Raw genomic sequence first — 25592 nt, 5'->3', positions numbered from 1 at the left:
TCAATTTGATGCCTGAAAAGGAGAGAAACATGAGTACACCGCTCGACAGCCTTGCTCTGAATGCGCTGTTCAATGAGGCCCGCACCCATAGCTACTGGCAGGAAAAACCGATTTCGGAGGATCTGATTAAGCAGCTTTACCAGCTGACGGCATTAGGCCCAACTTCCGCCAACTGCTCACCGGGTCGCTTTGTGTTTGTTACCTCCCAGGAAGGGAAAGAGAAGTTAAAGCCTGCACTCTCCTCCGGCAACCTGGAAAAAACCATGAAGGCACCGGCGACGGTGATCGTTGCCTCGGATCCCGAGTTCTATGAAAATCTGCCTAAGCTGTTTCCGCACGGTGATGCGCGTAGCTGGTTCACCAGCAACCCGGAATTGGTCAAAGAGACGGCTTTTCGTAACAGCAGCCTACAGGCGGGCTATCTGATCATGGCAGCGCGATCGCTCGGTCTGGATGCTGGCCCAATGTCTGGGTTCGATCCGGCCAAAGTGAACGCCGCCTTCTTTAGCGACAGCAAATGGCAGGTTAATTTGCTGATCAATCTCGGCTATGGCGAAGCCAGCAAACTGCATGCACGTCTGCCGCGTCTCGGCTTCAATGACGTGTGCAAATTTGCCTGAGTAAAGCTTGCACGAATTCGTAACAGCGCGATTTATCGCGCTGTTTTACAGCATTGCAAAGGCGGTCTGACTTCGCGCGATAAATCGCCCCGCTACAGACCCAGCGAATGAAAACCGCTGTTGAAGTAGACCATTGGCTCGGCAGCCTCACCGGCCAGATTGATGCCGACAATGCGTGCCAGCAGCACGCTGTGGGTATGCCATTCCACCACTTTTTCCAGTTGACAATCAAAACTCACCAAAGCATCGGCAAGCACTGGCGCGCCGGTGGTAATCGTCTGCCAGTCGCCCGTCTGGAAGCGTTCCGCACGGCGTGCCGACTGGCTGAACTGAGCACACAGATCGGCATGCTGCTCGCGCAACACGTTAACGGCGAAATAGCCTGCCTGCAAAAAATGAGCGTGGCTGGAGGCGCTTTTATTGACGCACACCAACAGACTTGGAGGCTCCGCCGCCAGTGAACTGACTGAGGAGGCAATCAGGCCTTGCTTTTCACCTGCATGTTGCGCGGTGACCAGCGAGACGCCTGAGCTAAGACGACGCATACCATGACGAAAGTCATCCAGAGAAATCGATTCCTGGTGTGATGAAGTAACTGACATTAAAAACTCCGACGTACGTGATTCTGCGATGAAGCTCGACTGAAATTTCGCGATCATAATTTTCTCATCAGTCGGCTTTTTTTACCGCTCAAATCCTACACTACATCACGCTATTCAGCATCCATTCAGGCATTTATCAGCAAGATGCTACTATGAAATGGCTGCTGGTGCGGCACCAGCGCATTTTCATGATCTTCAGTGTTATCTGAAATTCAGGTATTCCATGTAATGCCGGATGCAAAGCCATGAGAAAATTCTTACAATAGACCTGATGATTATCCGACCATTTTCACGGAGCGACAGATGGCTAGTCATTTTGTTCGTTGGACGGGTAACCCGCCTCTCTCCTCTGAGACAATGCGGGTCCCACAGGATGTGATTAATAACGCACAGCGCCTGCCTGACAAACGTCGGGGACGCTTTCTTGCCGCACGCGGGTTGCTGGCGCAGCTTATGTTGCGCGTCTACGGTATCAATGAATTACCACCGTTGGTGACAACCAGCAGTGGTCGCCCTTGTTTTGCCGATTCCGCCCTGCCTGATTTCAGCATTGCTTACGCCGGAAATATGGTGGGTGTATTGCTGGCCGAAGAAGGCGGCCGGGCCGGGCTGGATATGGAGATTGTACGCGCCCATAGCCGTCAGACTCAGGATACATTGACACAGGATCTCTCTTCCGGTGAGAAAGCCTGGATTAATGCGCAGCAGGATTTTATGGAAGCGGTGACGCAAATCTGGACCCTGCGCCAAAGTATCCTCAAACTCACCGGAGAGGCTCAAAGTGGTATCGATTCGTTGCGGCTACACCCGGCAGCAGGTCGTCTGCGTTCCAGCATCTTTCCTGATATTCAGGCGGTGTGCGATGCAGAACCAACGCTGGTCTGGTCGTGCGCACTCTCCCCCGGCACCGAACGACTACGACTGTGGGAAATTGATACCCACCATCAGTGGATGCCGTTGCGCGACGTGGAGATGAGTAAACCGAATATTGGGCCGCGCACACTACGGCTGACCAGTTTACCCAGCGAACGCACCACGCCACAGGAAATGGGGCATCTCTGACAAAACAGGCCGCTTATGCGGCCTGTCCGGTTTTAGTGGGCATCGACAAAGACGATTTTCAGCACAAATAACAGCGCCACCACCACCACGCACGGGCTGATTTCCCGCCAACGACCGGTCCCGAGCTTCATCACACAATACGCGATAAAGCCCAGCGCGATACCTTCCGTGATGGAGAAACTGAATGGCATCATCACCGCAGTGACAAACGCCGGAACCGCTTCAGTGAGATCATCCCAACGCACCCGTGACAGCGACGCAGTCATCAGCACGCCAACGTAGATTAACGCTCCCGCCGCTGCATAGGACGGCACCATTGCTGCCAGCGGTGACAGGAAAATCACCAGCAGGAACAGAATACCGGTGATCACCGCCATCAGCCCGGTGCGTCCGCCAATCGCCACACCAGACGAACTTTCTATATAGGCGGTGACGGAAGAGGTTCCAATCAGTGAACCCGCCACCGAGCTGACGCTATCCACAAACAGCGCCTGCTGCATACGCGGGAAGGTGCCTTTTGCATCGGTCAGGCCCGCTTTATCCGTCACGCCAATCAAGGTGCCGGATGAGTCAAACAAGTTGACCAGCATAAAGGAGAAAATAACCCCGGCCATGCCGATATTGAGAGCGCCTTTGAGATCAACTTGCCCCACCACTGAACTCACAGACGGTGGCGCCGCGAAAATGCCGGTGAACTTCACATCACCAAGCAGCAGACCAATCACAGTTGTTACCACAATCGACACCAGAACTGCCGCATGAATGTTACGCGAGGCAAGAATCGCGATGATGAAGAAGCCGAGCGCACCCAGTAATACGCTATGTGAGGTCAGGTTCCCCACCGCCACCAGAGTGTCGGCATTCGACACGATAATGTCGGCATTTTTCAGCCCCATCATGGCGATAAAAAGCCCGATGCCAGCGGTAATGCCAACACGCAGACTCAGCGGGATATTGGCAATCATCCAGTAACGCACGCGCAGCAGCGTGAGAATTAACAGCCCCAACGCCCCCCAAAAGATCGCACCCATGCCGATCTGCCACGAATACCCCATCGCGCCGACCACCACAAAGGCAAAGAAAGCATTCAGTCCCATGGCCGGGGCCAACGCTACCGGCAGATTCGCCACCAGTCCCATCAGGATGCTGCCGAACGCCGCGATCAAACAGGTAGTGACAAACACCGCCTGAGTATCCATACCTGCGGCACCCAGAATCTGCGGATTAACGAAAACGATGTAAACCATCGTCAGAAAGGTGGTGAAACCGGCGATCACTTCCGTACGCACGGTGGTGCCGTGCTCCTGCAGCTTAAAAACACGCTGCAACAGACCTTGCTTGTTCATAGCTTATTCCGCTGAAAAATTTAACGCGCGTATCCTATAGATTTTAACTGACCAGCACACTGATTTTTCGCAAGCGTTTGCTCGGTGCGCACAGTGAGTTAGAGTGACAGCTTCTTGTTTAGCAAAAGGATGATGTCTGATGTCAGTTGAATGTGTTTTTTTTGATTGTGACGGCACACTGGTCGACAGCGAGGTGATCTGTACACAGTCCTACGTCAACACCTTTGCCCGCTACGGTATTGAACTCTCGCTTCAGGAGATGTTTGAAAAATACAAAGGGGTAAAACTGTACGACATCATTCGTGATGTTTCAGCGGAACATCAGACTGAATTGCCGCTGGATGAGGTGGAAACCGCATATCGCGCGGAGGTGGCTCGTTTATTCGATTTAGAGCTGCAACCGATCGCCGGAGCGAAATCGCTGGTGGAGCAGGTCAAAGTGCCGATGTGCGTCGTCTCAAATGGTACGGTAAAGAAGATGCAGCATTCACTGGGGCTGACCGGCATGTTGCCATACTTTGCGGCACGTCTTTACAGCGGTTATGACATCAATCACTGGAAACCAGACCCGGAGCTGATGTATCACGCGGCGGAACAAATGCAGGTGCCCATTGAGAAGTGCATTCTCGTGGATGACTCTGAAGCTGGTGCCCGTGCGGGTATCGCCGCAGGCATTCCGGTGTTTTATTACTGCGCCGATGCACACAACCCAGAACTTGATCACCCGCTGGTGACCCGATTTGATGATATGGCGCAACTCCCGGACTTGTGGCGCGCGCGCGGTTGGGCATTGGTGTAACTCTTCGCATCCGATCCCCTGGCGGCGCGATAAATGCGCCGCCAGGGAATGCATCTAGCCGATCGCGCCGAGTGAATCCTCATTGCCCTGCGTTTTCGGCAGCAAAAACAGCGTGGCGGCGATATCCAGCAGATAAATCAGCGCCAGCAGTGTAATTGCCGCCGTAAAGGAAATATGGGTCGCCAGTAACCCAATCACCAACGGACCAAAACCACCCACGCCGCGTCCGAGGTTAAATAACACATTCTGCGCCGTGGCACGCGCCTGGGTTGGGAAAGTATCGGAAATCAGCGCACCATAACCGCCAATCATGCCATTCACAAACATCCCCATTAGCGCACCGGTAAATAACATCACAGTGGGATCGCGCAGCTGAGCGTAAATAACCACCATCACTACCGCACCAAATTGATACAGCAGGAAGATTTTCCAGCGTGCAAAGCGGTCCGCCAGCACACCAAATAACCAGATGCCGAAAGTCATGCCCACCACGGTGACAGCGGTCCACAGACCGGATTTGGTCAGGCTAAAACCGAAGCTGGAAGAGAGATAACTCGGCATCCAGATCATCAGACCGTAATAGCCAAAATTCTGTACCGAGCAAAGAATGAAGATCCCGAGACTGGCTTTGCTGGTGGCGCGGTCACTAAACAACAACCGAATTCGCGCCGCAAACGACAACTGCGGCGTGGTTGCCACATGTCGGGTAAAGCCCTCTGGCTCGCCCATGCTGCGACGAATCACAAATGACACCAATGCAGGCAGCAGACCCACCAGGAACATCCCACGCCAGCCAATCACGCTCAGCAATGGTGGCGTAATAAAGGCCGCCAGCAATACCCCCAGCTGCCAGCCAATGCCAACCCACGCCGATGCGCGGTTGCGCTTCTCCTGCGGCCAGGCTTCGGCAATCAGCGCCATGCCGATACCAAACTCACCACCCAGCCCCATCCCGGCAAGGGTACGATACGCCAGCAGATCCCAATATCCCTGCGCCACCGCACACAACCCGGTGAAAATCGAGAACATCAAAATGGTGACGGTGAGAATGCGGATACGGCCAAAGCGGTCACTCAAATGACCAAAGACAATACCGCCAACCACGGCACCGATCAGTGTCCAGGTGACCAGCGAACCAGCCTGGGAGGGATCTAACGCCAGTGACAGGCTAATCGCTGGTAACATAAAGCCGAGGATCAGCAGATCGAAGCCGTCCATCGCATAGCCACTGACTGCCGCGAGCATCGCTTTTGCCGGGGTTACGCTTTGTTTCTTGTGTGGGGAGAGGGACATGCAGCAGCACCTTGCAGTAAAAAGTGCGCCAAGTATAAAGAGCAGAAAGACTTGAGACCAATCAGAAATGGAGATGGCTGCCAGTTAAACCAGCAGCCACAGGGTTATCATGAAGGTTTATTGCTGCCATCGTCGCCAGACAACAGCTCATCCAGCTTGTCGCCACCAACGTGACGGAAATCCTGGCCCTTCACAAAATAGAAGATGATTTCGCAGATATTCTGGCAACGGTCACCGATACGCTCAATGGCACGGGCGCAGAACAGCGCGGTCAACACGCTAGGGATAGTTCGCGGGTCTTCCATCATGTAGGTCATTAACTGACGCACAATACCCTCGTACTCTTTATCCACCTTCTTATCTTCACGGTAAATATCGATCGCCGCGTTGAGATCCATACGCGCAAAAGCATCCAGCACGTCATGCAGCATCTGCACGGTATGGCGGCCAAGTGATTCAAGGCTTACCAGCAGCGGCATATGTTGCTGGCCAAATTTCTCCAGCGCGGTGCGGCTGATTTTTTCCGCCACGTCGCCAATACGCTCCAGCTCAGAGATGGTCTTGATGATCGCCATCACCAAACGCAAATCGCTGGCGGTAGGCTGGCGTTTGGCGATGATGCGCACGCAGGCCTCATCAATCTCCACTTCCATCATGTTGACCTTCTGGTCGCCGTCGATGACACGCTGCGCCAGTTCGCCATCCTGGTTGTGCATCGCGGTAATGGCATCGGTAAGCTGCTGCTCCACCATACCACCCATGATCATCACCTGAGTGCGAATGTGTTCCAGCTCAGCGTTGAACTGACCGGAGATATGTTTGTTCAGATTTAAATTATCCATGTGCGTCTCCGTCAAATCAGCCGTAACGACCGGTAATGTAGTCTTCTGTCTGCTTCTGCGCTGGCTTGGTAAACAGCGTATCGGTATCGCTGAATTCAATCAGCTCACCCAGATACATAAAGGCGGTATGATCGGAACAGCGCGCCGCCTGTTGCATGTTATGGGTCACAATCACCACGGTGTAATCCTGCTTCAGCTCGGTGATCAACTCCTCGATACGGCCAGTGGAGATCGGATCCAGCGCCGAGCATGGCTCATCCAGCAGCAACACTTCCGGACGAATGGCAATGCCTCGAGCAATGCATAAACGCTGCTGCTGACCACCGGAGAGACTGTAACCACTCTGATGAAGCTTGTCTTTGGTTTCATTCCACAGCGCTGCTTTGCTCAGCGCCCACTGCACACGCTCATCCATATCGGCACGTGACAGCTTTTCAAACAGACGGACACCAAACGCGATGTTGTCGTAAATCGACATCGGGAACGGCGTGGGCTTCTGGAACACCATGCCCACGCGGGCGCGCAGTAGGGCGATATCCTGGTTTGAGGCCAGAATATTGTCACCATCCAACAGAATTTCACCTTCCGCACGCTGCTCAGGATAGAGCGAGTACATTTTGTTGAAGGTACGCAGCAGGGTCGATTTACCGCAGCCGGATGGCCCGATAAACGCGGTGACCTGGTTCTTTGCGATGTCCAGATTGATATTTTTCAGCGCATGGAATTTCCCGTAATGGAAGTTCAGATTGCGCACCTGAATTTTGCCGGCAGAAGAAGTTGCCATACTCATTGCTCGTCTCTCATGTACCGCGCCGCCACAGCCGCGCCGGGAAATTAGTGTTTGCTCTTGGCGAAAATCACACGTGCCAGGATGTTCAGCAGCAGCACGCACAGGGTAATGAGCAGCACCCCCGCCCACGCCAGGCTTTGCCATTCCGCAAACGGACTCATGGCAAATTTAAAGATGGTCACTGGCAGGTTGGCGATCGGCTGCATCATGTCGGTGCTCCAGAACTGGTTTGACAGTGCGGTAAACAGCAGCGGGGCGGTTTCACCGGCGATACGCGCAATTGCCAGCAGCACCCCGGTAATAATGCCGGATACCGATGCCTTCAGGGTGATAGCTGAAATCATCCTCCATTTCGGCGTCCCTAGCGCATATGCGGCTTCACGCATGGTATCAGGCACCAGGCGCAGCATATTCTCGGTGGTGCGGATCACGATAGGAATCTGCAACAACGCCAGCGCTATTACCCCCGCCCAGCCAGAGAAATGCTGCATCTGCGCTACCACAATGGTGTAAACAAACAACCCCACCACAATTGACGGTGCAGATAGCAGGATATCGTTGATAAAACGAATCACTTCCGCCAGCCAATGCTTGCGACCATATTCGGCAAGGTAGATCCCCGCCATGATACCCAGCGGCGTACCGAAGAAGGTTGACCAGAAAATCAGTAAACCACTGCCCGCCAGGGCGTTCGCCAGACCACCGCCCGCCGTATTCGGTGGTGGGGTGGATTCGGTAAACAGCGACCAGGAGAGGCCATCGATACCACGCGACACAGTAGTAAACAGAATCCAGACCAGCCAGAACAGGCCAAAAGCCATCGTCAACAGCGACAGGGTCAGGGCGATTTTGTTTTTGGTACTACGCCATGCCTGCATTTTACGGCGTGAGGCTTCCAGTTCGGCGCGCGCCTGCAATTCAAGAGTTGTCATGAACGGGCTCCTTCACTCTTCGCCAAACGCAGGATCATTAGTTTGGAGATCGCCAGCACGATAAAGGTGATCACAAACAGGATCAGCCCCAGTTCCATCAACGCTGCCACATGGACACCAGATTCCGCTTCAGCAAATTCATTCGCCAGTGCCGAGGTGATGCTGTTGCCCGGCATAAACAGCGATGCGCTGTCGAGCTGGTAGGTGTTGCCGATGATAAAGGTCACTGCCATGGTTTCACCCAGCGCACGGCCCAGACCGAGCATCACACCGCCGATCACGCCGTTTTTAGTGAACGGCAGCACGATGCGCCAGATCACTTCCCAGGTGGTGCAGCCAATGCCGTAGGCCGACTCTTTCATCATCACCGGGGTTTGTTCGAACACATCACGCATCACCGAAGCGATGTACGGGATGATCATGATGGCGAGAATGACACCTGCCGCCAGGATGCCGATACCAAAAGCCGGGCCGGAGAAGAGCGCGCCCACAATCGGGATATTCGACATGATGTCGCCAACCGGCGTCTGGAAATATTCGGCAAACAGCGGCGCGAAGATAAACAAGCCCCACATGCCGTAGACGATGCTGGGGATCGCTGCCAGCAACTCGATTGCGGTGCCGAGCGGGCGACGCAACCAGCCTGGCGCCAGTTCGGTCAGGAACAGGGCGATACCAAAGCTCACCGGCACAGCGATGATCAGCGCAATCAGTGAGGTCACGACAGTGCCATAAATCGGCACCAGCGCACCAAATTGTTCGTTAGGCGCATCCCAGGTTTTGGTCCACAGGAATGAGAAACCAAATTTCTGGATGCTGGGCCAGGAGGAGAAAATCAGGGAGACGATGATTCCACCCAGCAGCAATAACACAATCAGCGCAGCCAGTTTTACCAGCGCGCCGAAGATCATGTCACCTTGTTTGCCAGGGGCTTTAAACGTCGGCTTAGTGGCAGCCATAGAAGTCTCTGTTCTCAGGGGAAGTCAGGGTGGCCAGCCTGTCGGCTGGCCAGGTCATTCACTTACTTGTACAGCGCTTTGCCGGAAGAATCTTTGATGTTGGCTTTCCAGGCATCACGAATCTGCGTGGTCACGCTTTCTGGCAGCGCTGCGTAATCCAGGCTGGTCGCGGTTTTTCCGCCATTTTTGTATGCCCAGTCGAAGAATTTCAGCACTTCACTACCTTTCTCAGCATTCGCCTGATCTTTGTAAACCAGGATGAAAGTGGTGGAGGTGATCGGCCATGCATCGTTGCCTTTCTGGAAGGTCAGGTCCTGGGCGAAAGATTCGCTCCAGTTCGCGCCTTTGGCCGCGTTCGCAAAGCTGGCTTCACTCGGTGCGACAGACTTGCCGTCAGCATCGTGCAGTTTGGTGTACGTCAGGTTGTTCTGCTTGGCATAGGCATATTCGACGTAACCGATTGAACCCGGCAGACGCTGTACGAATGCTGCCACGCCGTCATTACCTTTACCGCCCAGACCGGTCGGCCAGTTTACGGTGTTGCCTTTACCAATTTTGCTGTTCCACTCTTCGTTCACCTTAGACAGGTAGCTGGTGAAGACGAAAGAAGTACCGGAACCGTCAGCGCGGCGTACCACGTTGATGTTAGTGTCTGGCAGTTTCACGCCCGGGTTCAGCTTGGTGATGGCCGGATCGTTCCACTTTTTGATGTTGCCCAGGTAAATGTCGCCAACGGTTTTACCGTCGAGGGTCAGCTGACCAGACTTCACGCCAGGGATGTTAACCGCCAGTACCACACCACCGATCACGGTCGGGAACTGGAACAGGCCATTTTTTTGCAGATCTTCATCTTTCATCGGCGCATCTGACGCACCGAAATCGACGGTTTTGGCGATGATTTGCTTCACGCCGCCTGAAGAACCAATACCCTGATAGTTTACTTTGCTACCGGTGGCTTGCTGGTACTCTGCTGCCCACTTGGCATAAACCGGTGCCGGGAACGTCCCGCCTGCGCCAGTCAGATCGGTTGCTGCAAAAGCAGAGACCGCGCTTACTGCGAAGGTGGCGGCGAGGATTCGGGCTACGGTGCTACGCATCAGTGTCATGTTCCCTCCAGGGGAGTTAAAAAAATCAGGCTCTATGCCATTTTAGTAGGAGTCATTGATTGCTGCTGGAGGGAAAATAGGACAGTTTGATGACAGTCAAATGTACGAAATATGACAATTTTATGACAAAGGTACCGACTTCGGTATAAGACGACGAGACGTTGAATAACAGGCTGTTAAGATTGTTTTTCTGAGACGGAGCTAATGTGTCGAGTCGGCACACATCAGCCCCGTTTGCTTTACATTTGCCTAACCACTCAGACCATCATAAGGGATCTGCATCAGGATATGTGTTCTTTCATTATCCATTTTGGCGGTGCAATCATTGATAGCATCAAGGTATGGATTTTTGGTTTTATCCGCACCAAAAGCCTCCATCTCACACTGATACTTTCTTAAGTCCAGCCAGCTACGCTGCGCTTTGACAAAAATATCCAGATAAGCCTCGGTGTCAGACGGTGAGTCACGTAGCCCCTGCTTTATACGATCTTTTGCTTTAGCGTACTCAGCATTAAGAACTTTTTCCGCATTGTCTTTCTTATTTTCCAGACATTGATGAACTTCAATATCATTTGCGGCGTTATCACAATCATCGGCCCAGGCCATGTTGCTGGAGAAAATACCGCAGACTATCGATAAAAAAGCGAGATGTTTTATATGAATCAATTCCTGTTTCTCCGTAAATAATTTGCACGCTGGCGACCTCTTTCGTATCTCCGAGTACGATGATCGGTTTCAATAAAATGGATCAGTGAATCGAAGTCATTTGCCATGCAAGGCTCCAGAACCGTGCGATATCCCCGTCCCTGATAAACAAAATCCACAATAATCTCACGGATGGCTTTATGTAAACTCAGCCATGGCGTCGCGTGTTGAACCACCGCAGCATAAGACTCATAGATTTTGCGCGCGCGTGAAGCGTAGGATGGGTAAATAAGTTCGAACACGCGAGCCTGAGATCCACGCGAAATAATGAATGGATTTTACAATGAAAGCAGTGCATCAATGATGAGAACAAAATCATTCCACCCTCGTGTCACAAACAAAAAAGGTTATGCATTTGAAAATGCATAACCCTTAAATAATCTGGATCAGATTAGCGAATAGCAGACCTACTCAACAGTCACCGATTTCGCCAGGTTACGTGGTTGATCGACATCAGTGCCTTTGATCAACGCCACATGGTAGGAAAGAAGTTGCAGCGGCACGGTATAGAAAATAGGTGCGATCACCTCTTCTACATGCGGCAGGGAGATAATCTTCATGCCATCGCTGTCACTAAATCCGGCATCCTGATCGGCAAACACATACAGCAAGCCGCCGCGTGCACGCACCTCTTCAATGTTGGATTTCAGCTTCTCCAGCAGCTCATTATTGGGTGCCACCACGATAACCGGCATATCGGCATCAATCAGCGCCAGTGGGCCATGTTTCAGTTCACCGGCTGCATAGGCTTCTGCGTGAATATAGGAAATCTCTTTCAGCTTCAGCGCGCCTTCCATGGCGATCGGATACTGATCGCCACGGCCAAGGAACAACGCATGATGTTTGTCGGAGAAACCTTCAGCCAGGTTTTCGATCACTTTATCCTGCGCCAGCATCTGCTCAATACGGCTCGGCAGCGCCTGTAGCGCATGAACAATCTCGTGTTCAGTGTCAGCAGACATACCGTGCAACCGGCCCAGTTTCGCCACCAGCATCAACAACACCGTGAGCTGAGTGGTAAAGGCTTTGGTGGAGGCGACACCGATCTCGGTGCCCGCTTTGGTCATCAGCGACAAATCAGATTCACGCACCAGCGAGGAACCGGCGACGTTACAGATAGCCAACGAACCGAGGTAACCCAGTTCTTTCGACAAACGCAGCGCCGCCAGCGTATCGGCGGTTTCACCCGACTGCGATAAGGTGATCAGCAGGCTGTTTTTACGCACCGCCGATTTGCGGTAGCGGAATTCAGAGGCAATTTCGACATCACAGGGTATGTTTGCCAGTGATTCGAACCAGTAACGCGAAACCATACCGGAGTTGTATGAGGTGCCGCAGGCGATAATCTGGATATGCTCAACCTTGCTCAACAAGGTTTCCGCCTGCGGACCAAGCTCGCTGAGATCGACTTCACCGTGGCTGAAACGACCGGTTAAGGTGTTTTTGATCGCCATCGGCTGTTCATAAATCTCTTTCTGCATGTAGTGGCGGTAAATCCCTTTGTCACCGGCATCATACTGGACGTTGGATTCAATCTCGGCGCGAGTTACCGGCGTGCCATTGCGATCAACAATAGTCACTTCGCGGCGGGTAATCTCAGCGATATCGCCCTCTTCCAGATAGATGAAACGACGTGTCACCGGCAGCAGAGCCAGCTGATCGGAGGCAATAAAGTTTTCACCGACGCCACGGCCAACCACCAACGGACTGCCGGAACGGGCTGCCACCAGCAGTGAGGGATCGCGGCTGTCCATGATCACCATGCCATAAGCACCGCGCAGTTGCGGAATCACCCGCAGCACCACTTCACGCAGCGAACCGCCTTGCTTCTGTTCCCAGTGCACCAGATGCGCCACCACTTCGGTGTCTGTTTCTGACGCAAACACGTAGCCGTGTTCAATCAGCTGCGCACGCAACGGTTCATGGTTCTCAATGATGCCGTTATGCACAATGATGATGTGCTCAGAGATATGCGGATGCGCATTGGCTTCTGAGGGTTCACCGTGGGTAGCCCAGCGGGTATGGGCGATACCGGTGCCGCCAATCAACGGCTGCAGTTCAGCCGCTTCAGCCAACTTTTGCACTTTGCCAAGGCGACGCAGGCGCGTCACATGGCCTTGGGCGTCAACGACGGCCAAACCCGCCGAATCGTAACCGCGATACTCAAGACGACGCAGACCTTCCAACAGAATCTCTGCAATGTCGCGCTGTGCTACTGCACCAACAATTCCACACATAATAGTTTCCTGACTTCATGGCTTTCTGCCATTGCGTTGTCATCTGACCTGATATCCGGCATGACCGGTTCCCCGAGCCTTGTAGAGAGTGGGGATGTAGTTATAGTTACTGCTAACAGGCCGATCTTTGTCGGCCATTAAAAATTACTTTTTCTTTTCCGGGCGTTTCCAGCCTGCTTTCTGGTTTTGTTCTTTACGGTTGTAGACCAGAACAGCGGCGGGTACGTCTTTCATTACCGTAGTGCCTGCGGCGATAGTCGCACCACTGGCAACCGTAACCGGGGCCACCAGCTGAGTATCGGAACCCACAAACACGTTGTCACCAATGATGGTTTTGGATTTGTTCGCACCATCGTAATTACAGGTGATGGTGCCCGCGCCAATATTCACATCATCACCAATCTCAGCGTCGCCGAGGTAGGAGAGGTGACCGGCTTTAGAACCTTTACCGAGGGTGGCTTTTTTCATTTCCACAAAGTTGCCGACGTGCGCCTTCTCCCCCAGTTCGCTTCCGGGACGCAGACGCGCAAAGGGACCAACGGTGCAGGCCGCAGCCAGATTTGCATCCTCGATCACTGAATACGCACTGATTTCACAATCATCAGCAATCACGCTGTTTTTGATGATGCAACCTGCTGCGATTTTCACACGATCGCCCAGCGTGACGTTGCCTTCGATAATCACATTGGTATCAATTTCAACATCGCGTCCGTGCTTGAGTGTGCCACGCAGATCGAAACGTGCCGGATCACGCAACATCACACCCGCCAGCAACAGTTTTTCGGCCTGTTCAGCCTGGTATGCGCGCTCCAACGCGGCCAGTTGCAGGCGATTATTCACACCGTCGGTTTCGCTGATACGTGCCGGATGCACAGCCTGAATGAGACGCCCTTCCTGATGTGCCATGGCAATAATGTCGGTAATGTAGAACTCGCCCTGCGCGTTGTTGTTGTTCAACTGTGAGAGCCAACGTTTGAGATCGCCGCCATTGGCAATCAGGATGCCGGTATTGATCTCCCGAATCTTCAGCTGCTCTGGCGAAGCATCTTTTTGTTCCACGATACCGGTGATGGTGTCATTTTCACGCACGATACGGCCATAGCCGGTCGGATTATCCAGCACCACGGTAAGCAGGCCGATACCGCCAGCCGGTTTGGCTGCACGCAGGCGTTGTAACGTCTCCAGCGAGATCAACGGTACATCGCCGTACAGCATCACAATGTCTTCGTCATCAGCAAAATAAGGCGCGGCCTGCTGCATCGCATGCCCGGTACCAAGCTGTTGCGCCTGTAGCACCCAATTCAGGGTGTGGCCGGAAAGCTGAGCTTTGAGTTGATCGCCGCCGTGACCGAAAACCAGATGGATTTGCTGTGCGCCCAGCCCGGTGGCGGCGTCAATCACATGCTGAACCATGGGTTTTCCTGCCAGGGTGTGCAGAACTTTGGGGAGATCCGAATACATACGGGTGCCCTTGCCAGCAGCAAGAATCACCACACTCATCGCACTAGTAGACATAACTATCCTGCTTAGTTTTAGCTTTCGAAAGTTTAAGGTTTACCTCTGAGATTACTACATTTTTCTCGGATCGAAATTAGAGGATGACGAAAGGCAGTGCGCAATAAATTGCGCCGCTACGCCAGGTGCAAAAGCTCGCGACGCCGTAGCGACGCGATTTATCGCGTTGTTTTTGTTTTTTCGGAACCGCAGGCAAAAAAAAATGCCAGCCCAATGGGCTGGCATTTCGTGACGCATAAAGCCTGATTACATCGCTTTTTTAGTCAGCTCGATAACACGCAGTTTCGCGATAGCTTTCGCCAGTTCGGCAGAAGCCTGAGCATAGTCCACGTCGCCGTGGCTGCTACTCATGTGTTCTTCTGCTTTACGTTTCGCTTCCAGCGCGCGCGCCTCGTCCAGGTCTTCACCACGAATCGCGGTGTCGGCCAGAACGGTGCTGCTACCCGGCTGTACTTCCAGCACGCCGCCAGAGAGGTAGATATACTCCTCTTCGCCGTGCTGTTTAACGATGCGAATCATACCAGGCTTAATGGCAGTCAGGAGCGGGGCGTGACCAGGGTAAATCCCCAGCTCACCTTCGCTACCTGACACCTGGATTTTCTGCACCAGGCCGGAGAACATTTGTTGCTCCGCGCTGACAACATCCAGGTGATAAGTCATAGCCATATCATTCCTCCCGGGAAACCGTTATTACAGTTTCTTCGCTTTTTCCACGGCTTCGTCGATCGCGCCAACCATGTAGAAAGCCTGCTCTGGCAGATGGTCGAATTCACCTTCCATAATGCCTTTGAAGCCACGGATGGTGTCTTTCAGCGTTACGTACTTACCTGGAGAACCGGTGAAGACTTCAGCAACGAAGAATGGCTGAGACAGGAAGCGCTGAATCTTACGCGCACGTGCCACCAGCAGTTTGTCGTCTTCAGACAGCTCGTCCATACCGAGGATGGCGATGATGTCTTTCAGTTCCTGGTAACGTTGCAGCAGAGACTGCACGCCACGCGCAACATCGTAGTGCTCCTGACCAACGATCAGCGGATCCAGCTGACGGCTGGTGGAATCCAGCGGGTCAACGGCTGGGTAGATACCCAGAGAGGCGATCTGACGGCTCAGAGTAACAGTTGAGTCCAGGTGGGCGAAGGTGGTCGCCGGAGACGGGTCAGTCAAGTCATCCGCAGGAACGTAAACGGCCTGTACAGAGGTGATTGAACCGGTCTTGGTGGAGGTAATACGCTCCTGCAACACACCCATCTCTTCAGCCAGCGTCGGCTGATAACCTACTGCTGAAGGCATACGACCCAGCAGTGCAGAAACTTCTGTACCGGCCAGGGTGTAACGGTAGATGTTGTCGATGAACAGCAGAACGTCACGGCCTTCATCACGGAATTTTTCCGCCATGGTCAGACCGGTCAGAGCTACGCGCAGACGGTTACCCGGCGGCTCGTTCATCTGGCCATACACCAGCGCTACTTTATCGATAACGTTGGAGTCAGTCATTTCGTGGTAGAAGTCGTTACCCTCACGAGTACGCTCACCCACACCGGCAAATACCGAGTAACCTGAGTGCTCAGCCGCGATGTTACGGATCAGCTCCATCATGTTTACGGTTTTACCCACACCCGCACCACCGAACAGACCGACTTTACCGCCCTTAGCGAACGGACACATCAGGTCGATAACCTTGATGCCGGTTTCCAGCAGTTCCTGCGAGTTAGACTGATCTTCATAAGAAGGTGCTGCGCGGTGAATAGAGGAAACCTCTACTGCGCTGCCGTCTTCTTCTTTCAGGTCGCCTTTCATGTCGATCGGCTCACCCAGCACGTTCATGATACGGCCGAGGGTCGCTTTACCAACCGGAACCTGGATCGGTTTTTTCAGGTCGGTGACTTCCAGACCGCGCTTCAGGCCGTCAGAAGTACCCATGGCGATGGTACGAACCACGCCACCACCCAGCTGCTGCTGAACTTCCAGCACCAGACGAGCATCACCATTCTTAACCTCAAGAGCGCTGTACACTTGCGGTACGGCATCCTGAGGGAATTCGACGTCAACTACGGCGCCGATAATCTGGACAATCTTTCCAGCTGCCATCTTGAATCCTCTACCTAATTCCAAACCTGGTTAAACCGCGGAGGCTCCCGAGACGATCTCGGTAAGTTCCTGGGTGATGCTGGCCTGACGAGCTTTGTTGTAAACCAACTGCAGCTCTTTGATCAGATTTCCGCCGTTATCGGTTGCGGCTTTCATCGCCACCATACGTGCGGCCTGCTCACTGGCCAGGTTTTCCACCACACCCTGATAAACCTGCGATTCGACATAACGACGCAGCAGAGTATCCAGCAGCGCCTTCGGATCGGGTTCGTACAGGTAATCCCAGGTCTTCGCCTTCATCTCTTCTTCACCTTCCGCTGGCGGTAACGGCAGCAGTTGGGTAATGGTCGGAGTCTGAGACATGGTGTTATTAAATTTGTTGCTGACGATATACAGCTTGTCGATGCGGCCTTCATCATAAGCCTGCAACATCACTTTTACCGGGCCGATCAGTTCAGACAGTGAAGGCTTATCACCCATGCCTGTGACCTGCGCCACGATGTTGCCACCAACAGAACCGAAGAACCCAAGCCCTTTTGAGCCGATAATAGCCAGATCGCTCTGTACGCCTTTATCGGTCCAGGCTTTCATCTCTGCCAGCACTTTCTTGAACAGGTTAATGTTCAAACCACCACAAAGCCCGCGGTCAGTCGAAACGACCAGGTAGCCGACGCGCTTAACGTCACGCTCATCCAGGTAAGGGTGCTTGTATTCCAGATTACCTAACGCAAGGTGACCAATCACTTTGCGCATGGTATCTGCATACGGACGACTGGCCGCCATGCGTTCCTGCGTTTTACGCATCTTGGAGGCGGCGACCATTTCCATTGCTTTGGTGATCTTCTGCGTGTTTTTCACGCTTCCGATCTTGGTACGTATTTCTTTTGCGCCGGCCATTAGCTTCTCCTCAAAGCCTTGCGGCCTGCCTTTTCAGACAAGCCGCCAGACATTACCAGGACTGGGTTGCTTTAAACGTTTCGAGGAGGCCCTTCAGCTTCTCTTCGATTTCGTTGTTGAAGTTACCAGACTGGTTGATTTCAGCCATCAGCTCGGCGTGGTCACGGTCAGCAAACGCCAGCAGCGCTGCTTCGAAGCTACCAATTTTGGCCAGCTCAACGTCGTTCAGGAAGCCACGTTCCGCAGCAAACAGCACCAGACCCTGCTGCGCGATAGACATCGGCGCATACTGTTTCTGTTTCAGCAGCTCGGTCACTTTCTGACCGTGGCTCAGCTGTTTACGGGTCGCATCGTCCAGATCGGAAGCGAACTGAGAGAACGCAGCCAGTTCACGATACTGTGCCAGTGCGGTACGGATACCACCGGACAGTTTCTTGATGATCTTGGTCTGAGCAGCACCACCCACACGGGATACCGAGATACCCGGGTTAACTGCCGGACGAATACCGGAGTTGAACAGGTTAGATTCCAGGAAGATCTGACCATCGGTGATTGAAATCACGTTGGTCGGAACGAACGCAGAAACGTCACCTGCCTGAGTTTCGATAATCGGCAGTGCAGTCAGTGAACCGGTCTGGCCTTTCACTTCACCTTTGGTGAAGCGCTCAACGTAGTCAGCGCTAACGCGTGATGCACGCTCCAGCAGACGAGAGTGGAGGTAGAACACGTCGCCAGGGAATGCTTCACGACCCGGCGGACGACGCAGCAGCAGAGAAATCTGACGGTAAGCAACAGCCTGTTTAGACAGGTCATCGTACACGATCAGCGCATCTTCACCGCGGTCACGGAAGTATTCGCCCATCGCACAACCGGCATACGGCGCCAGGTATTGCAGTGCCGCAGATTCGGAAGCAGAAGCGACAACTACGATGGTGTTAGACAGTGCACCGTGCTCTTCCAGCTTACGTACCACGTTAGAGATGGTAGAGGCTTTCTGACCAATCGCGACGTACACGCATTTGATGCCTGAATCGCGCTGGTTGATGATGGCATCGATTGCCATCGCAGTTTTACCGGTCTGACGGTCACCGATGATCAGCTCACGCTGACCACGGCCGATTGGAATCATCGCATCGACAGATTTGTAACCGGTCTGAACAGGCTGGTCAACGGACTGACGGTCGATAACGCCCGGTGCAATCACTTCAACCGGCGAGAAGCCGTCGTTGTCGATTGCGCCTTTACCGTCGATCGGAGCACCTAGGGTGTTCACGACGCGACCCAGCAGGCCACGACCCACCGGCACTTCCAGAATACGGCCAGTACACTTCACCTTCATGCCTTCGGCGAGGTCAGCGTACGGACCCATCACCACCGCACCTACAGAGTCACGCTCGAGGTTCAGGGCGATAGCGTAACGGTTACCCGGCAGGGCAATCATTTCACCCTGCATTACATCGGCCAGGCCGTGTACGCGGATGATACCGTCACTTACAGAAACAATAGTACCTTCATTGTGAGCTTCGCTCACGACATTGAACTGAGCAATGCGCTGCTTGATCAGTTCGCTGATTTCGGTGGAATTCAGTTGCATATGCTCCAGTCCCCTTAAGACTGCAAGACGTCTGCCAGACGCTCAAGACGGCCGCGCACGCTGCCATCAATCACCAGATCACCCGCACGGATGACCACGCCTGCCATTACAGACTTATCAATTTTGCAATTCAGCTTAACTTTGCGTGACAGACGTTTTTCCATCGCGGCGCTGATTTTAGTCAGCTGGCTGTCACTCAGCGTACTGGCAGAAATCACATCAACTTCGGCCGTCGCTTCGTGCGCGTCACGCAGTTGAATGAACTGTTCCAGTACAGCTGGAAGCGCTGTCAAACGTCCGTTTTCCGCCATCACCTTAATCAGGTTCTGGGCGTATTCATCCAGTTGATCACCACAGACTGCGATGAAAGAAGCAGATAAGGCTTCCGGTGCTAAAGCACCAGAAAGGAGATCTGCCATCTGTTCGTTGCCAGCCACTTCTGCGGCAAACGCCAGCATATTTTGCCAGCGTTCGATACTTTGATGCTCAACAGCAAAGTCAAAAGCTGCTTTGGCGTAGGGGCGAGCTACAGTAATCAGTTCAGACATCAGCCCCTCCCTCCTTACAGTTCAGCGACCAGTTTATCAACGATGTCGCTGTTAGCAGCTTCATCCACGGAACGTTCGATGATCTTCTCGGCGCCAGCTAATGCCAGCAACGCGACTTGCTTACGCAGCTCTTCACGGGCACGTGAACGCTCGGCTTCGATTTCTGCCTGCGCCTGCGCCACGATGCGGTTACGTTCAGTTTCGGCTTCAGTTTTCGCTTCGTCCAGAATCTGTGCACGGCGTTTGTTCGCCTGCTCGATAATGACCTGGGCTTCTTCTTTGGCTTTTTTCAGCTGGTCGGTCGCATTGGCCTGCGCGAGATCCAAATCTTTCTTCGCGCGCTCAGCAGAAGCAAGGCCGTCAGCAATTTCTTTCTGACGCTTTTCGATGGCAGCCATAATCGGCGGCCATACGTACTTCATGCAGAACGCGACAAACAGGATGAACGCGATGGCCTGGCCGAGGATTGTTGCATTAATGTTCACAGCACAATGCCTCTTATTAAGTTAACTTGCTCTGCCGTTATCAATGATAAGCGGCAGAATCCGTTTCTCACCACACCGGGTGCCGTGAGAAACAAGGCTACAGGCTTTAGGCGACAGCAAACATCACGTAGAGACCCAGACCAACAGCGATCATCGGGATAGCATCCACCAGACCCATTACAACAAAGAACTGCGTGCGCAGCAGAGGGATCAGATCCGGCTGACGCGCTGCGCCTTCCAGGAATTTACCTCCGAGGATGCCGATACCGATCGCAGCACCGATTGCCGCCAGGCCCATCATCACAGCGGCAGCCATGTACAGCAGATCCATATTCAGGTTTTCCATGACAGTCTCCAGTTTGTTTCAGTTAAAAGCTAAGTAGTTGAGATAAAAAATCAATGTTCTTCAGATGCCATCGACAGATAGACGATCGTGAGGACCATGAAAATGAAAGCCTGCAGCGAAATAATCAGGATGTGGAAAATGGCCCACGGCACATTTAACACCCACTGCGACCACCACGGCAGCAGACCGGCAATCAGGATAAAGATCAGCTCACCCGCATACATGTTGCCGAACAGTCGCAGACCGAGTGAAACCGGTTTGGACAGCAGGCTAACACCTTCAAGAATCAGGTTGATGGGGATGAAGATCGGGTGATTAAAAGGCTGCAGCGTCAGCTCTTTGGCGAAGCCACCTACACCTTTCATTTTGATGCTGTAGAACAGAATCAAAATAAATACGCCCAACGCCATAGACAGCGTGATGTTCACGTCCGCAGACGGCACGACGCGCAGCGCCGGCAGACCTAAGTAGTGCTCACCGATAAACGGCAGCAGGTCGATAGGCAGCAGATCCATGAAGTTCATCAGGAAGACCCAGACGAAAATCGTCAGAGCCAGCGGGGCGATAAGTTTGCTTTTACCGTGGTACATGTCGCGAACGTTGTTATCAACGAAACCGACAACCAGTTCGATAGCCGCTTGTAATTTCCCTGGCACACCGCTGGTGGCGCTTTTTGCCACTTTACGGAACAACACCAGGAAGATCAGTCCCAGCACCAGAGAGAAAAACATGGAATCGATATTTAATACCCAGAACGTCGCGGGAGCGTCGTGCGGATTCACTAACTCGAAAGTACGCAGGTCCAGCTGAAGGTTATTCAGGTGGTGACCTATGTATTCTTGCGGAGTAGAGATTTCTCCTGCAGCCATGATGCCTCTTACCCTTTGTTGTTAATTACAGCCGGTGCGACGATCTGCACCACCAGCACCGATAACCAGGTGATTGCGAGAGGCCAGAAGACCGCTCCAAACACACCCAACGCCACAATGAGAAAAATAATGGTGGCGAACACCTTTAACACTTCACCGAAGGCGAAGCTCCAGGCTACACGCCCTTTGGCCGGTGTTTGCCCCTGCAGGCGCCAGGCTAAAAACATAAACAACACATTCGGCAGCCAGGCCGCCACTCCACCAGCGATGGCAGAGGCACCCCAGATGACATCTTTCAGGGTAAACAACGCACCGATTACGACAAAAGTCACCAGCTGAATAAGCAGCACGGTTCGGGCCAATTTCACACTGTAAAGAGACACTGACATGGTGCTGAACTCTCCTGCCCCAAACGGGGTATGTCGCGTGTCGTATAAGACTGCCTTTACTCATTTGAGTCAAGCAGCAAAAGCCGTGCAAATTATACGGGCCGCACCTGCGATTTCAATCGCTAAGTAGCGAAAAGGTGAACAATTATTTAAATTTCTTTCCGGAGGGCTATTTTTCAAAAGATTCACATCCAGGATAGAGGGATTCTGCAGGTGAAATTGCGCCTGCGACTTGCTTTTAAAGCGTGCTTTAGATCACATTATAAGCATATGGGCATGATGCGATTTTGTTTTGAACAAAGAAATATCGATTTCAATGCAGGTGTAATTTCATGTTTTTCAAAAAGATAAAAATATATTCAGGCCATATCGATTGGATTAACGATAAAAACACTCTATTGACATCTCCCGGCGCAATAAAAACGTAAAACTGATATTACGCACGCCGATTTATTGCAGAGTTATATTTTCCGGCGTGACTATCCTTTTCCGTAAATACACCCAGAGAAGTGATCTAACTGATAATGAAATGTGAATTAAACGTTAAATGTAACAGAGTTTTTCGGATAATTTCCAACGGGAATGTTAACTCACTTCCCCTGCCCTGCTGAATAAATCTCTTTATCGTCTGGCGTTTGATTGCTGATTTTTTATCCAGCCGCTGGAGTAACTCAAATGGTATAGATTGGTGTTAATCCATACCATTTCAGGGGCTATTGACGAGCGATGACCACCAAATGACGCTCACCGTCCAGCTCAGGGACCAGCAACGGACAAACCTGTTGCACTACAAAACCCGCTGGTAAGGTGGTTATTTCATCATCCGGACGCACCCCTTTCAGGGCATAAAAGTGTCCTTGTGCCGCAGGCAGATGATGGCACCAGTTCACCATATCCTCAAGCGAAGCAAAAGCACGGCTGATTACGCCATCAAAAGGCGGCTCGGCCGGGAACTCTTCAACACGACTCTGCACTGGCGTGATGTTAGTGAGTCCTAACTCATGCTGCACCTGGCGCAGAAAACGCACGCGCTTACCCAGGCTATCAAGCAGCGTAAAATGTGCCTGCGGACGCACAATCGCCAACGGAATGCCCGGTAATCCCGGTCCTGTGCCGACATCAATGAAGCGCTCACCCTGTAAATGCGGCTCCACCACAATGCTGTCGAGAATATGGCGCACCAGCATCTGCTGCGGATCGCGCACCGATGTCAGGTTGTAGGCTTTATTCCATTTATGCAGCAGCTCAACATAACCAACCAGCTGTTGTTTTTGTTGATCGGAGAGGGAAATGTTTGCCGCTTTCAGCAGCGCGGAAAGTTTGTTAATCACGACGAGAATTCCATAAACGGGGGCGAGTTGGCCCGCCCCGTGGTAAATCAGGCGCTTTTACGCAGCAGACCCTGTTTTTTCAGGTAAATCAGCAAAATGGAGATTGCAGCAGGTGTAATACCCGAAATGCGGGATGCCTGGCCGATCGAACTGGGTTTGTGATCGTTGAGTTTGGCAATCACTTCATTCGATAAACCACTCACCTGACGATAATCAAGATCAACAGGCAGCAAGGTATTCTCATTGCGCTGCTGACGATCAATCTCTTCCTGCTGGCGAGCAATGTAACCTTCGTATTTCACCTGGATTTCGACCTGCTCCGCCGCCTGTTCGTCTGCCAGCGTCGGGCCATAGCTATTGAGCGATGTCAGTAACGCATAGGTCATTTCAGGACGGCGCAGCAAATCTTCACCGCTGGCCTCTTTGGTCAGCGGTGCGCCGATAATGCTGTTAACTTCCGCCACGTTTTCTGATTTCGGATGCACCCACAAATCACGCAGACGCTGGCGTTCCAGCTCAATCGCTTCCAGTTTCTGGTTGTAACGCGCCCAGCGAGTATCATCCACCAGACCCATTTCGCGACCGGCTTCGGTCAGACGCAGATCGGCGTTGTCTTCACGCAGCATCAGACGATATTCAGCACGCGAGGTAAACATACGGTACGGTTCTTTGGTTCCCAGCGTACAGAGATCGTCAACCAGTACGCCCATGTAAGCCTGATCGCGACGCGGCGCCCAACCCTCTTTGTCAGCTGACTGACGGGCGGCATTCAGACCAGCCAGTAATCCCTGCGCCGCCGCTTCTTCGTAACCGGTGGTGCCGTTGATCTGGCCGGCGAAGAACAGACCCTGGATATATTTGCTCTCCAGCGTCGGCTTCAGATCGCGTGGGTCGAAGAAGTCGTACTCAATGGCATAACCCGGACGCACGATTTTCGCGTTTTCCAGGCCTTTCATCGAACGGACGATTTGCATCTGCACATCAAATGGCAGACTGGTCGAAATACCGTTCGGGTAAATTTCGTTGCTGGTCAGCCCTTCCGGCTCGAGGAAGATCTGATGTGCATTTCGATCGGCAAATCGCATCACTTTGTCTTCGATCGACGGGCAATAACGTGGCCCGATCCCTTCGATCACTCCGGCATACATCGGGCTGCGATCGAGGTTGTTACGGATCACATCATGGGTTTGTTCGTTGGTGTAGGTGATCCAGCACGGCACCTGCTGTGGATGCTGTGACACACTGCCCATGAAGGAGAACACCGGCATCGGGTTATCACCATGCTGGGGAGCCAGCTGACTGAAGTCGATGGTGCGGGCATCAATACGCGGCGGTGTACCTGTCTTCAGGCGGCCAACACGCAGCGGCAGAGCACGCAGGCGTTTTGACAGCGGAATGGATGGCGGATCGCCAGCACGACCACCGCTGTAGTTGTCCATACCGATATGAATCTTGCCGTCGAGGAACGTGCCAACGGTGAGCACCACGGTTTTGGCACGAAATTTCAGACCCATCTGGGTCACAGCACCGACCACACGATCGTTTTCCACAATCAGATCATCAACCGCCTGTTGGAAGATCATCAGGTTAGGCTGATTTTCCAGTGCGCTGCGCACCGCCTGCCGATACAACACGCGGTCAGCCTGGGCACGGGTCGCTCGTACCGCCGGGCCTTTGCTGGCGTTTAGTATCCTAAACTGAATGCCCGCTTTGTCGATTGCCGTTGCCATTAAACCGCCGAGGGCATCCACTTCCTTCACCAGGTGTCCTTTGCCGATACCACCGATCGCCGGGTTACAGGACATTTGTCCAAGCTTATCAATGTCATGGGTCAGTAACAGGGTTTGCTGACCCATTCGGGCAGCGGCCATCGCGGCTTCTGTGCCCGCATGACCACCACCGATTACGATGACGTCAAAAGGATCTGGATAAAACATGAAGTGGTACCTCGTTAATATTCGGACAGGGATCATTGCCCTGGGCGGTGGATTCTACTGAAATTCTGTCTGCGGTGAAAGCGGTGGGATCCTGTGGTTTAAAAGAAAGGATCTTTATTCTTTTAGATGATCTTCTTGTTAGATCTCTTATTAGGATCGCCCGCTTCTGTTGATAACCTGAAAAAAGGGTTAGCCAACAGCAGGTTGGTCAGGATCGTTTGCTGTGCATGATCGGTGATCCAGATCCGTATAAGCTGAGATCAAAATGGCTACTTATACACAGCTCAGAAAAGCATCACG

26 protein-coding genes are annotated in these 25592 nt (G+C 52.8%); 3 read left to right on the top strand and 23 right to left on the bottom strand.

From position 1 onward, the window contains the following. Positions 1-29 precede the first annotated feature (29 nt). Complete coding sequence (locus tag AC6I8W_RS00130; protein ID WP_497836482.1) at positions 30-620, top strand: malonic semialdehyde reductase; 591 nt, start codon at positions 30-32, stop codon at positions 618-620. A gap of 92 nt (positions 621-712) precedes the next feature. Here AC6I8W_RS00130 and AC6I8W_RS00125 read toward each other — a convergent pair whose 3' ends face one another. Beyond that, positions 713-1222, bottom strand: coding sequence for a flavin reductase family protein (locus tag AC6I8W_RS00125; protein ID WP_497836481.1), 510 nt, complete (start codon positions 1220-1222; stop codon positions 713-715). A 303-nt stretch (positions 1223-1525) separates the two neighbouring features. On the opposite strand from AC6I8W_RS00125, the gene AC6I8W_RS00120 reads away from it, so the two are divergent. Then, the gene (locus AC6I8W_RS00120; RefSeq protein ID WP_497836480.1) at positions 1526-2284 is read left to right on the top strand and encodes a 4'-phosphopantetheinyl transferase family protein; all 759 of its coding nucleotides are present in this window, start codon (positions 1526-1528) and stop codon (positions 2282-2284) included. 32 nt (positions 2285-2316) lie between these two features. On the opposite strand, the gene AC6I8W_RS00115 is transcribed toward AC6I8W_RS00120, so the two are convergent. Beyond that, positions 2317-3630, bottom strand: a complete 1314-nt coding sequence (locus AC6I8W_RS00115; RefSeq protein WP_497836479.1) for an NCS2 family permease — start codon at positions 3628-3630, stop codon at positions 2317-2319. Positions 3631-3769: 139 nt separating this feature from the next. Between AC6I8W_RS00115 and yieH the strand changes: the two genes are divergently transcribed. Next, a complete protein-coding gene (yieH, locus tag AC6I8W_RS00110; protein ID WP_497836478.1) occupies positions 3770-4429 on the top strand; it encodes a 6-phosphogluconate phosphatase in 660 nt (219 codons plus the stop codon). A gap of 54 nt (positions 4430-4483) precedes the next feature. On the opposite strand, the gene AC6I8W_RS00105 is transcribed toward yieH, so the two are convergent. The 21 genes from AC6I8W_RS00105 to mnmG form a co-directional block, all read right to left on the bottom strand. Beyond that, positions 4484-5722: an MFS transporter gene (locus AC6I8W_RS00105; RefSeq protein ID WP_497836477.1), complete on the bottom strand. Its 1239-nt coding sequence runs from the start codon at positions 5720-5722 to the stop codon at positions 4484-4486. Positions 5723-5829: 107 nt separating this feature from the next. Next, complete coding sequence (phoU, locus tag AC6I8W_RS00100) at positions 5830-6564, bottom strand: phosphate signaling complex protein PhoU (RefSeq protein ID WP_497836476.1); 735 nt, start codon at positions 6562-6564, stop codon at positions 5830-5832. Positions 6565-6580: 16 nt separating this feature from the next. Further along, positions 6581-7354, bottom strand: coding sequence for a phosphate ABC transporter ATP-binding protein PstB (gene pstB / locus AC6I8W_RS00095; RefSeq protein WP_013511109.1), 774 nt, complete (start codon positions 7352-7354; stop codon positions 6581-6583). Positions 7355-7398: 44 nt separating this feature from the next. Continuing rightward, positions 7399-8286: a phosphate ABC transporter permease PstA gene (pstA, locus tag AC6I8W_RS00090; RefSeq protein ID WP_497836475.1), complete on the bottom strand. Its 888-nt coding sequence runs from the start codon at positions 8284-8286 to the stop codon at positions 7399-7401. Then, positions 8283-9245, bottom strand: coding sequence for a phosphate ABC transporter permease PstC (gene pstC, locus AC6I8W_RS00085; RefSeq protein ID WP_013511107.1), 963 nt, complete (start codon positions 9243-9245; stop codon positions 8283-8285). Before pstC ends, pstA begins: the two co-directional genes overlap by 4 nt. A gap of 62 nt (positions 9246-9307) precedes the next feature. Further along, on the bottom strand, positions 9308-10351 hold the full coding sequence (gene pstS, locus AC6I8W_RS00080; protein ID WP_497836474.1) for a phosphate ABC transporter substrate-binding protein PstS: 1044 nt from the start codon (positions 10349-10351) through the stop codon (positions 9308-9310). Between the two features lie 249 nt (positions 10352-10600). Next, on the bottom strand, positions 10601-11017 hold the full coding sequence (locus tag AC6I8W_RS00075; protein ID WP_497836473.1) for a lysozyme inhibitor LprI family protein: 417 nt from the start codon (positions 11015-11017) through the stop codon (positions 10601-10603). Beyond that, a complete protein-coding gene (locus AC6I8W_RS00070; protein ID WP_497838243.1) occupies positions 11014-11322 on the bottom strand; it encodes a DUF8812 domain-containing protein in 309 nt (102 codons plus the stop codon). Before AC6I8W_RS00070 ends, AC6I8W_RS00075 begins: the two co-directional genes overlap by 4 nt. A gap of 141 nt (positions 11323-11463) precedes the next feature. Beyond that, the gene (gene glmS, locus AC6I8W_RS00065; RefSeq protein WP_497836472.1) at positions 11464-13293 is read right to left on the bottom strand and encodes a glutamine--fructose-6-phosphate transaminase (isomerizing); all 1830 of its coding nucleotides are present in this window, start codon (positions 13291-13293) and stop codon (positions 11464-11466) included. Positions 13294-13437: 144 nt separating this feature from the next. After that, positions 13438-14808: a bifunctional UDP-N-acetylglucosamine diphosphorylase/glucosamine-1-phosphate N-acetyltransferase GlmU gene (gene glmU / locus AC6I8W_RS00060; protein WP_497836471.1), complete on the bottom strand. Its 1371-nt coding sequence runs from the start codon at positions 14806-14808 to the stop codon at positions 13438-13440. A 246-nt stretch (positions 14809-15054) separates the two neighbouring features. Further along, positions 15055-15474, bottom strand: coding sequence for a F0F1 ATP synthase subunit epsilon (locus tag AC6I8W_RS00055; RefSeq protein WP_497836470.1), 420 nt, complete (start codon positions 15472-15474; stop codon positions 15055-15057). Positions 15475-15498: 24 nt separating this feature from the next. Beyond that, complete coding sequence (gene atpD / locus AC6I8W_RS00050) at positions 15499-16896, bottom strand: F0F1 ATP synthase subunit beta (protein WP_497836469.1); 1398 nt, start codon at positions 16894-16896, stop codon at positions 15499-15501. A 30-nt stretch (positions 16897-16926) separates the two neighbouring features. Then, positions 16927-17793, bottom strand: coding sequence for a F0F1 ATP synthase subunit gamma (gene atpG / locus AC6I8W_RS00045; protein ID WP_021183630.1), 867 nt, complete (start codon positions 17791-17793; stop codon positions 16927-16929). A gap of 52 nt (positions 17794-17845) precedes the next feature. Continuing rightward, positions 17846-19387, bottom strand: coding sequence for a F0F1 ATP synthase subunit alpha (gene atpA, locus AC6I8W_RS00040; protein ID WP_497836468.1), 1542 nt, complete (start codon positions 19385-19387; stop codon positions 17846-17848). A gap of 14 nt (positions 19388-19401) precedes the next feature. Then, positions 19402-19935, bottom strand: coding sequence for a F0F1 ATP synthase subunit delta (gene atpH / locus AC6I8W_RS00035; protein ID WP_497836467.1), 534 nt, complete (start codon positions 19933-19935; stop codon positions 19402-19404). A 14-nt stretch (positions 19936-19949) separates the two neighbouring features. Next, positions 19950-20420: a F0F1 ATP synthase subunit B gene (gene atpF / locus AC6I8W_RS00030; RefSeq protein ID WP_013511098.1), complete on the bottom strand. Its 471-nt coding sequence runs from the start codon at positions 20418-20420 to the stop codon at positions 19950-19952. A 106-nt stretch (positions 20421-20526) separates the two neighbouring features. After that, complete coding sequence (atpE, locus tag AC6I8W_RS00025; RefSeq protein ID WP_003849523.1) at positions 20527-20766, bottom strand: F0F1 ATP synthase subunit C; 240 nt, start codon at positions 20764-20766, stop codon at positions 20527-20529. A 50-nt stretch (positions 20767-20816) separates the two neighbouring features. Next, complete coding sequence (gene atpB, locus AC6I8W_RS00020; protein ID WP_013511097.1) at positions 20817-21635, bottom strand: F0F1 ATP synthase subunit A; 819 nt, start codon at positions 21633-21635, stop codon at positions 20817-20819. Positions 21636-21643: 8 nt separating this feature from the next. Then, the gene (gene atpI, locus AC6I8W_RS00015; RefSeq protein WP_021183628.1) at positions 21644-22024 is read right to left on the bottom strand and encodes a F0F1 ATP synthase subunit I; all 381 of its coding nucleotides are present in this window, start codon (positions 22022-22024) and stop codon (positions 21644-21646) included. 713 nt (positions 22025-22737) lie between these two features. Continuing rightward, entirely contained in the window at positions 22738-23355 is a 618-nt protein-coding gene (rsmG, locus tag AC6I8W_RS00010) for a 16S rRNA (guanine(527)-N(7))-methyltransferase RsmG (RefSeq protein ID WP_497836466.1), read from the bottom strand. A gap of 47 nt (positions 23356-23402) precedes the next feature. Next, a complete protein-coding gene (gene mnmG, locus AC6I8W_RS00005; RefSeq protein WP_497836465.1) occupies positions 23403-25292 on the bottom strand; it encodes a tRNA uridine-5-carboxymethylaminomethyl(34) synthesis enzyme MnmG in 1890 nt (629 codons plus the stop codon). Between the last annotated feature and the right edge of the window lie 300 nt (positions 25293-25592).

The organism is Pantoea sp. X-Soil-TKNS-1211, assembly GCF_059730495.1.
This window is presented reverse-complemented; position numbering and strand designations above follow the sequence as displayed.

Bases quoted from the DNA above. Each gene is read 5' to 3' on its own strand.
- pstB (WP_013511109.1), bottom strand. From the start codon at position 7,354: ATGAGTATGGCAACTTCTTCTGCCGGCAAAATTCAGGTGCGCAATCTG.
- phoU (WP_497836476.1), bottom strand. From the start codon at position 6,564: ATGGATAATTTAAATCTGAACAAACATATCTCCGGTCAGTTCAACGCT.
- glmS (WP_497836472.1), bottom strand. From the start codon at position 13,293: ATGTGTGGAATTGTTGGTGCAGTAGCACAGCGCGACATTGCAGAGATT.
- atpA (WP_497836468.1), bottom strand. From the start codon at position 19,387: ATGCAACTGAATTCCACCGAAATCAGCGAACTGATCAAGCAGCGCATT.
- AC6I8W_RS00055 (WP_497836470.1), bottom strand. From the start codon at position 15,474: ATGGCTATGACTTATCACCTGGATGTTGTCAGCGCGGAGCAACAAATG.
- AC6I8W_RS00125 (WP_497836481.1), bottom strand. From the start codon at position 1,222: ATGTCAGTTACTTCATCACACCAGGAATCGATTTCTCTGGATGACTTT.
- mnmG (WP_497836465.1), bottom strand. From the start codon at position 25,292: ATGTTTTATCCAGATCCTTTTGACGTCATCGTAATCGGTGGTGGTCAT.
- AC6I8W_RS00115 (WP_497836479.1), bottom strand. From the start codon at position 3,630: ATGAACAAGCAAGGTCTGTTGCAGCGTGTTTTTAAGCTGCAGGAGCAC.
- atpE (WP_003849523.1), bottom strand. From the start codon at position 20,766: ATGGAAAACCTGAATATGGATCTGCTGTACATGGCTGCCGCTGTGATG.
- AC6I8W_RS00130 (WP_497836482.1), top strand. From the start codon at position 30: ATGAGTACACCGCTCGACAGCCTTGCTCTGAATGCGCTGTTCAATGAG.
- atpD (WP_497836469.1), bottom strand. From the start codon at position 16,896: ATGGCAGCTGGAAAGATTGTCCAGATTATCGGCGCCGTAGTTGACGTC.
- glmU (WP_497836471.1), bottom strand. From the start codon at position 14,808: ATGTCTACTAGTGCGATGAGTGTGGTGATTCTTGCTGCTGGCAAGGGC.
- atpI (WP_021183628.1), bottom strand. From the start codon at position 22,024: ATGTCAGTGTCTCTTTACAGTGTGAAATTGGCCCGAACCGTGCTGCTT.
- atpB (WP_013511097.1), bottom strand. From the start codon at position 21,635: ATGGCTGCAGGAGAAATCTCTACTCCGCAAGAATACATAGGTCACCAC.
- pstS (WP_497836474.1), bottom strand. From the start codon at position 10,351: ATGACACTGATGCGTAGCACCGTAGCCCGAATCCTCGCCGCCACCTTC.
- atpH (WP_497836467.1), bottom strand. From the start codon at position 19,935: ATGTCTGAACTGATTACTGTAGCTCGCCCCTACGCCAAAGCAGCTTTT.
- atpG (WP_021183630.1), bottom strand. From the start codon at position 17,793: ATGGCCGGCGCAAAAGAAATACGTACCAAGATCGGAAGCGTGAAAAAC.
- pstA (WP_497836475.1), bottom strand. From the start codon at position 8,286: ATGACAACTCTTGAATTGCAGGCGCGCGCCGAACTGGAAGCCTCACGC.
- yieH (WP_497836478.1), top strand. From the start codon at position 3,770: ATGTCAGTTGAATGTGTTTTTTTTGATTGTGACGGCACACTGGTCGAC.
- pstC (WP_013511107.1), bottom strand. From the start codon at position 9,245: ATGGCTGCCACTAAGCCGACGTTTAAAGCCCCTGGCAAACAAGGTGAC.
- AC6I8W_RS00120 (WP_497836480.1), top strand. From the start codon at position 1,526: ATGGCTAGTCATTTTGTTCGTTGGACGGGTAACCCGCCTCTCTCCTCT.
- AC6I8W_RS00105 (WP_497836477.1), bottom strand. From the start codon at position 5,722: ATGTCCCTCTCCCCACACAAGAAACAAAGCGTAACCCCGGCAAAAGCG.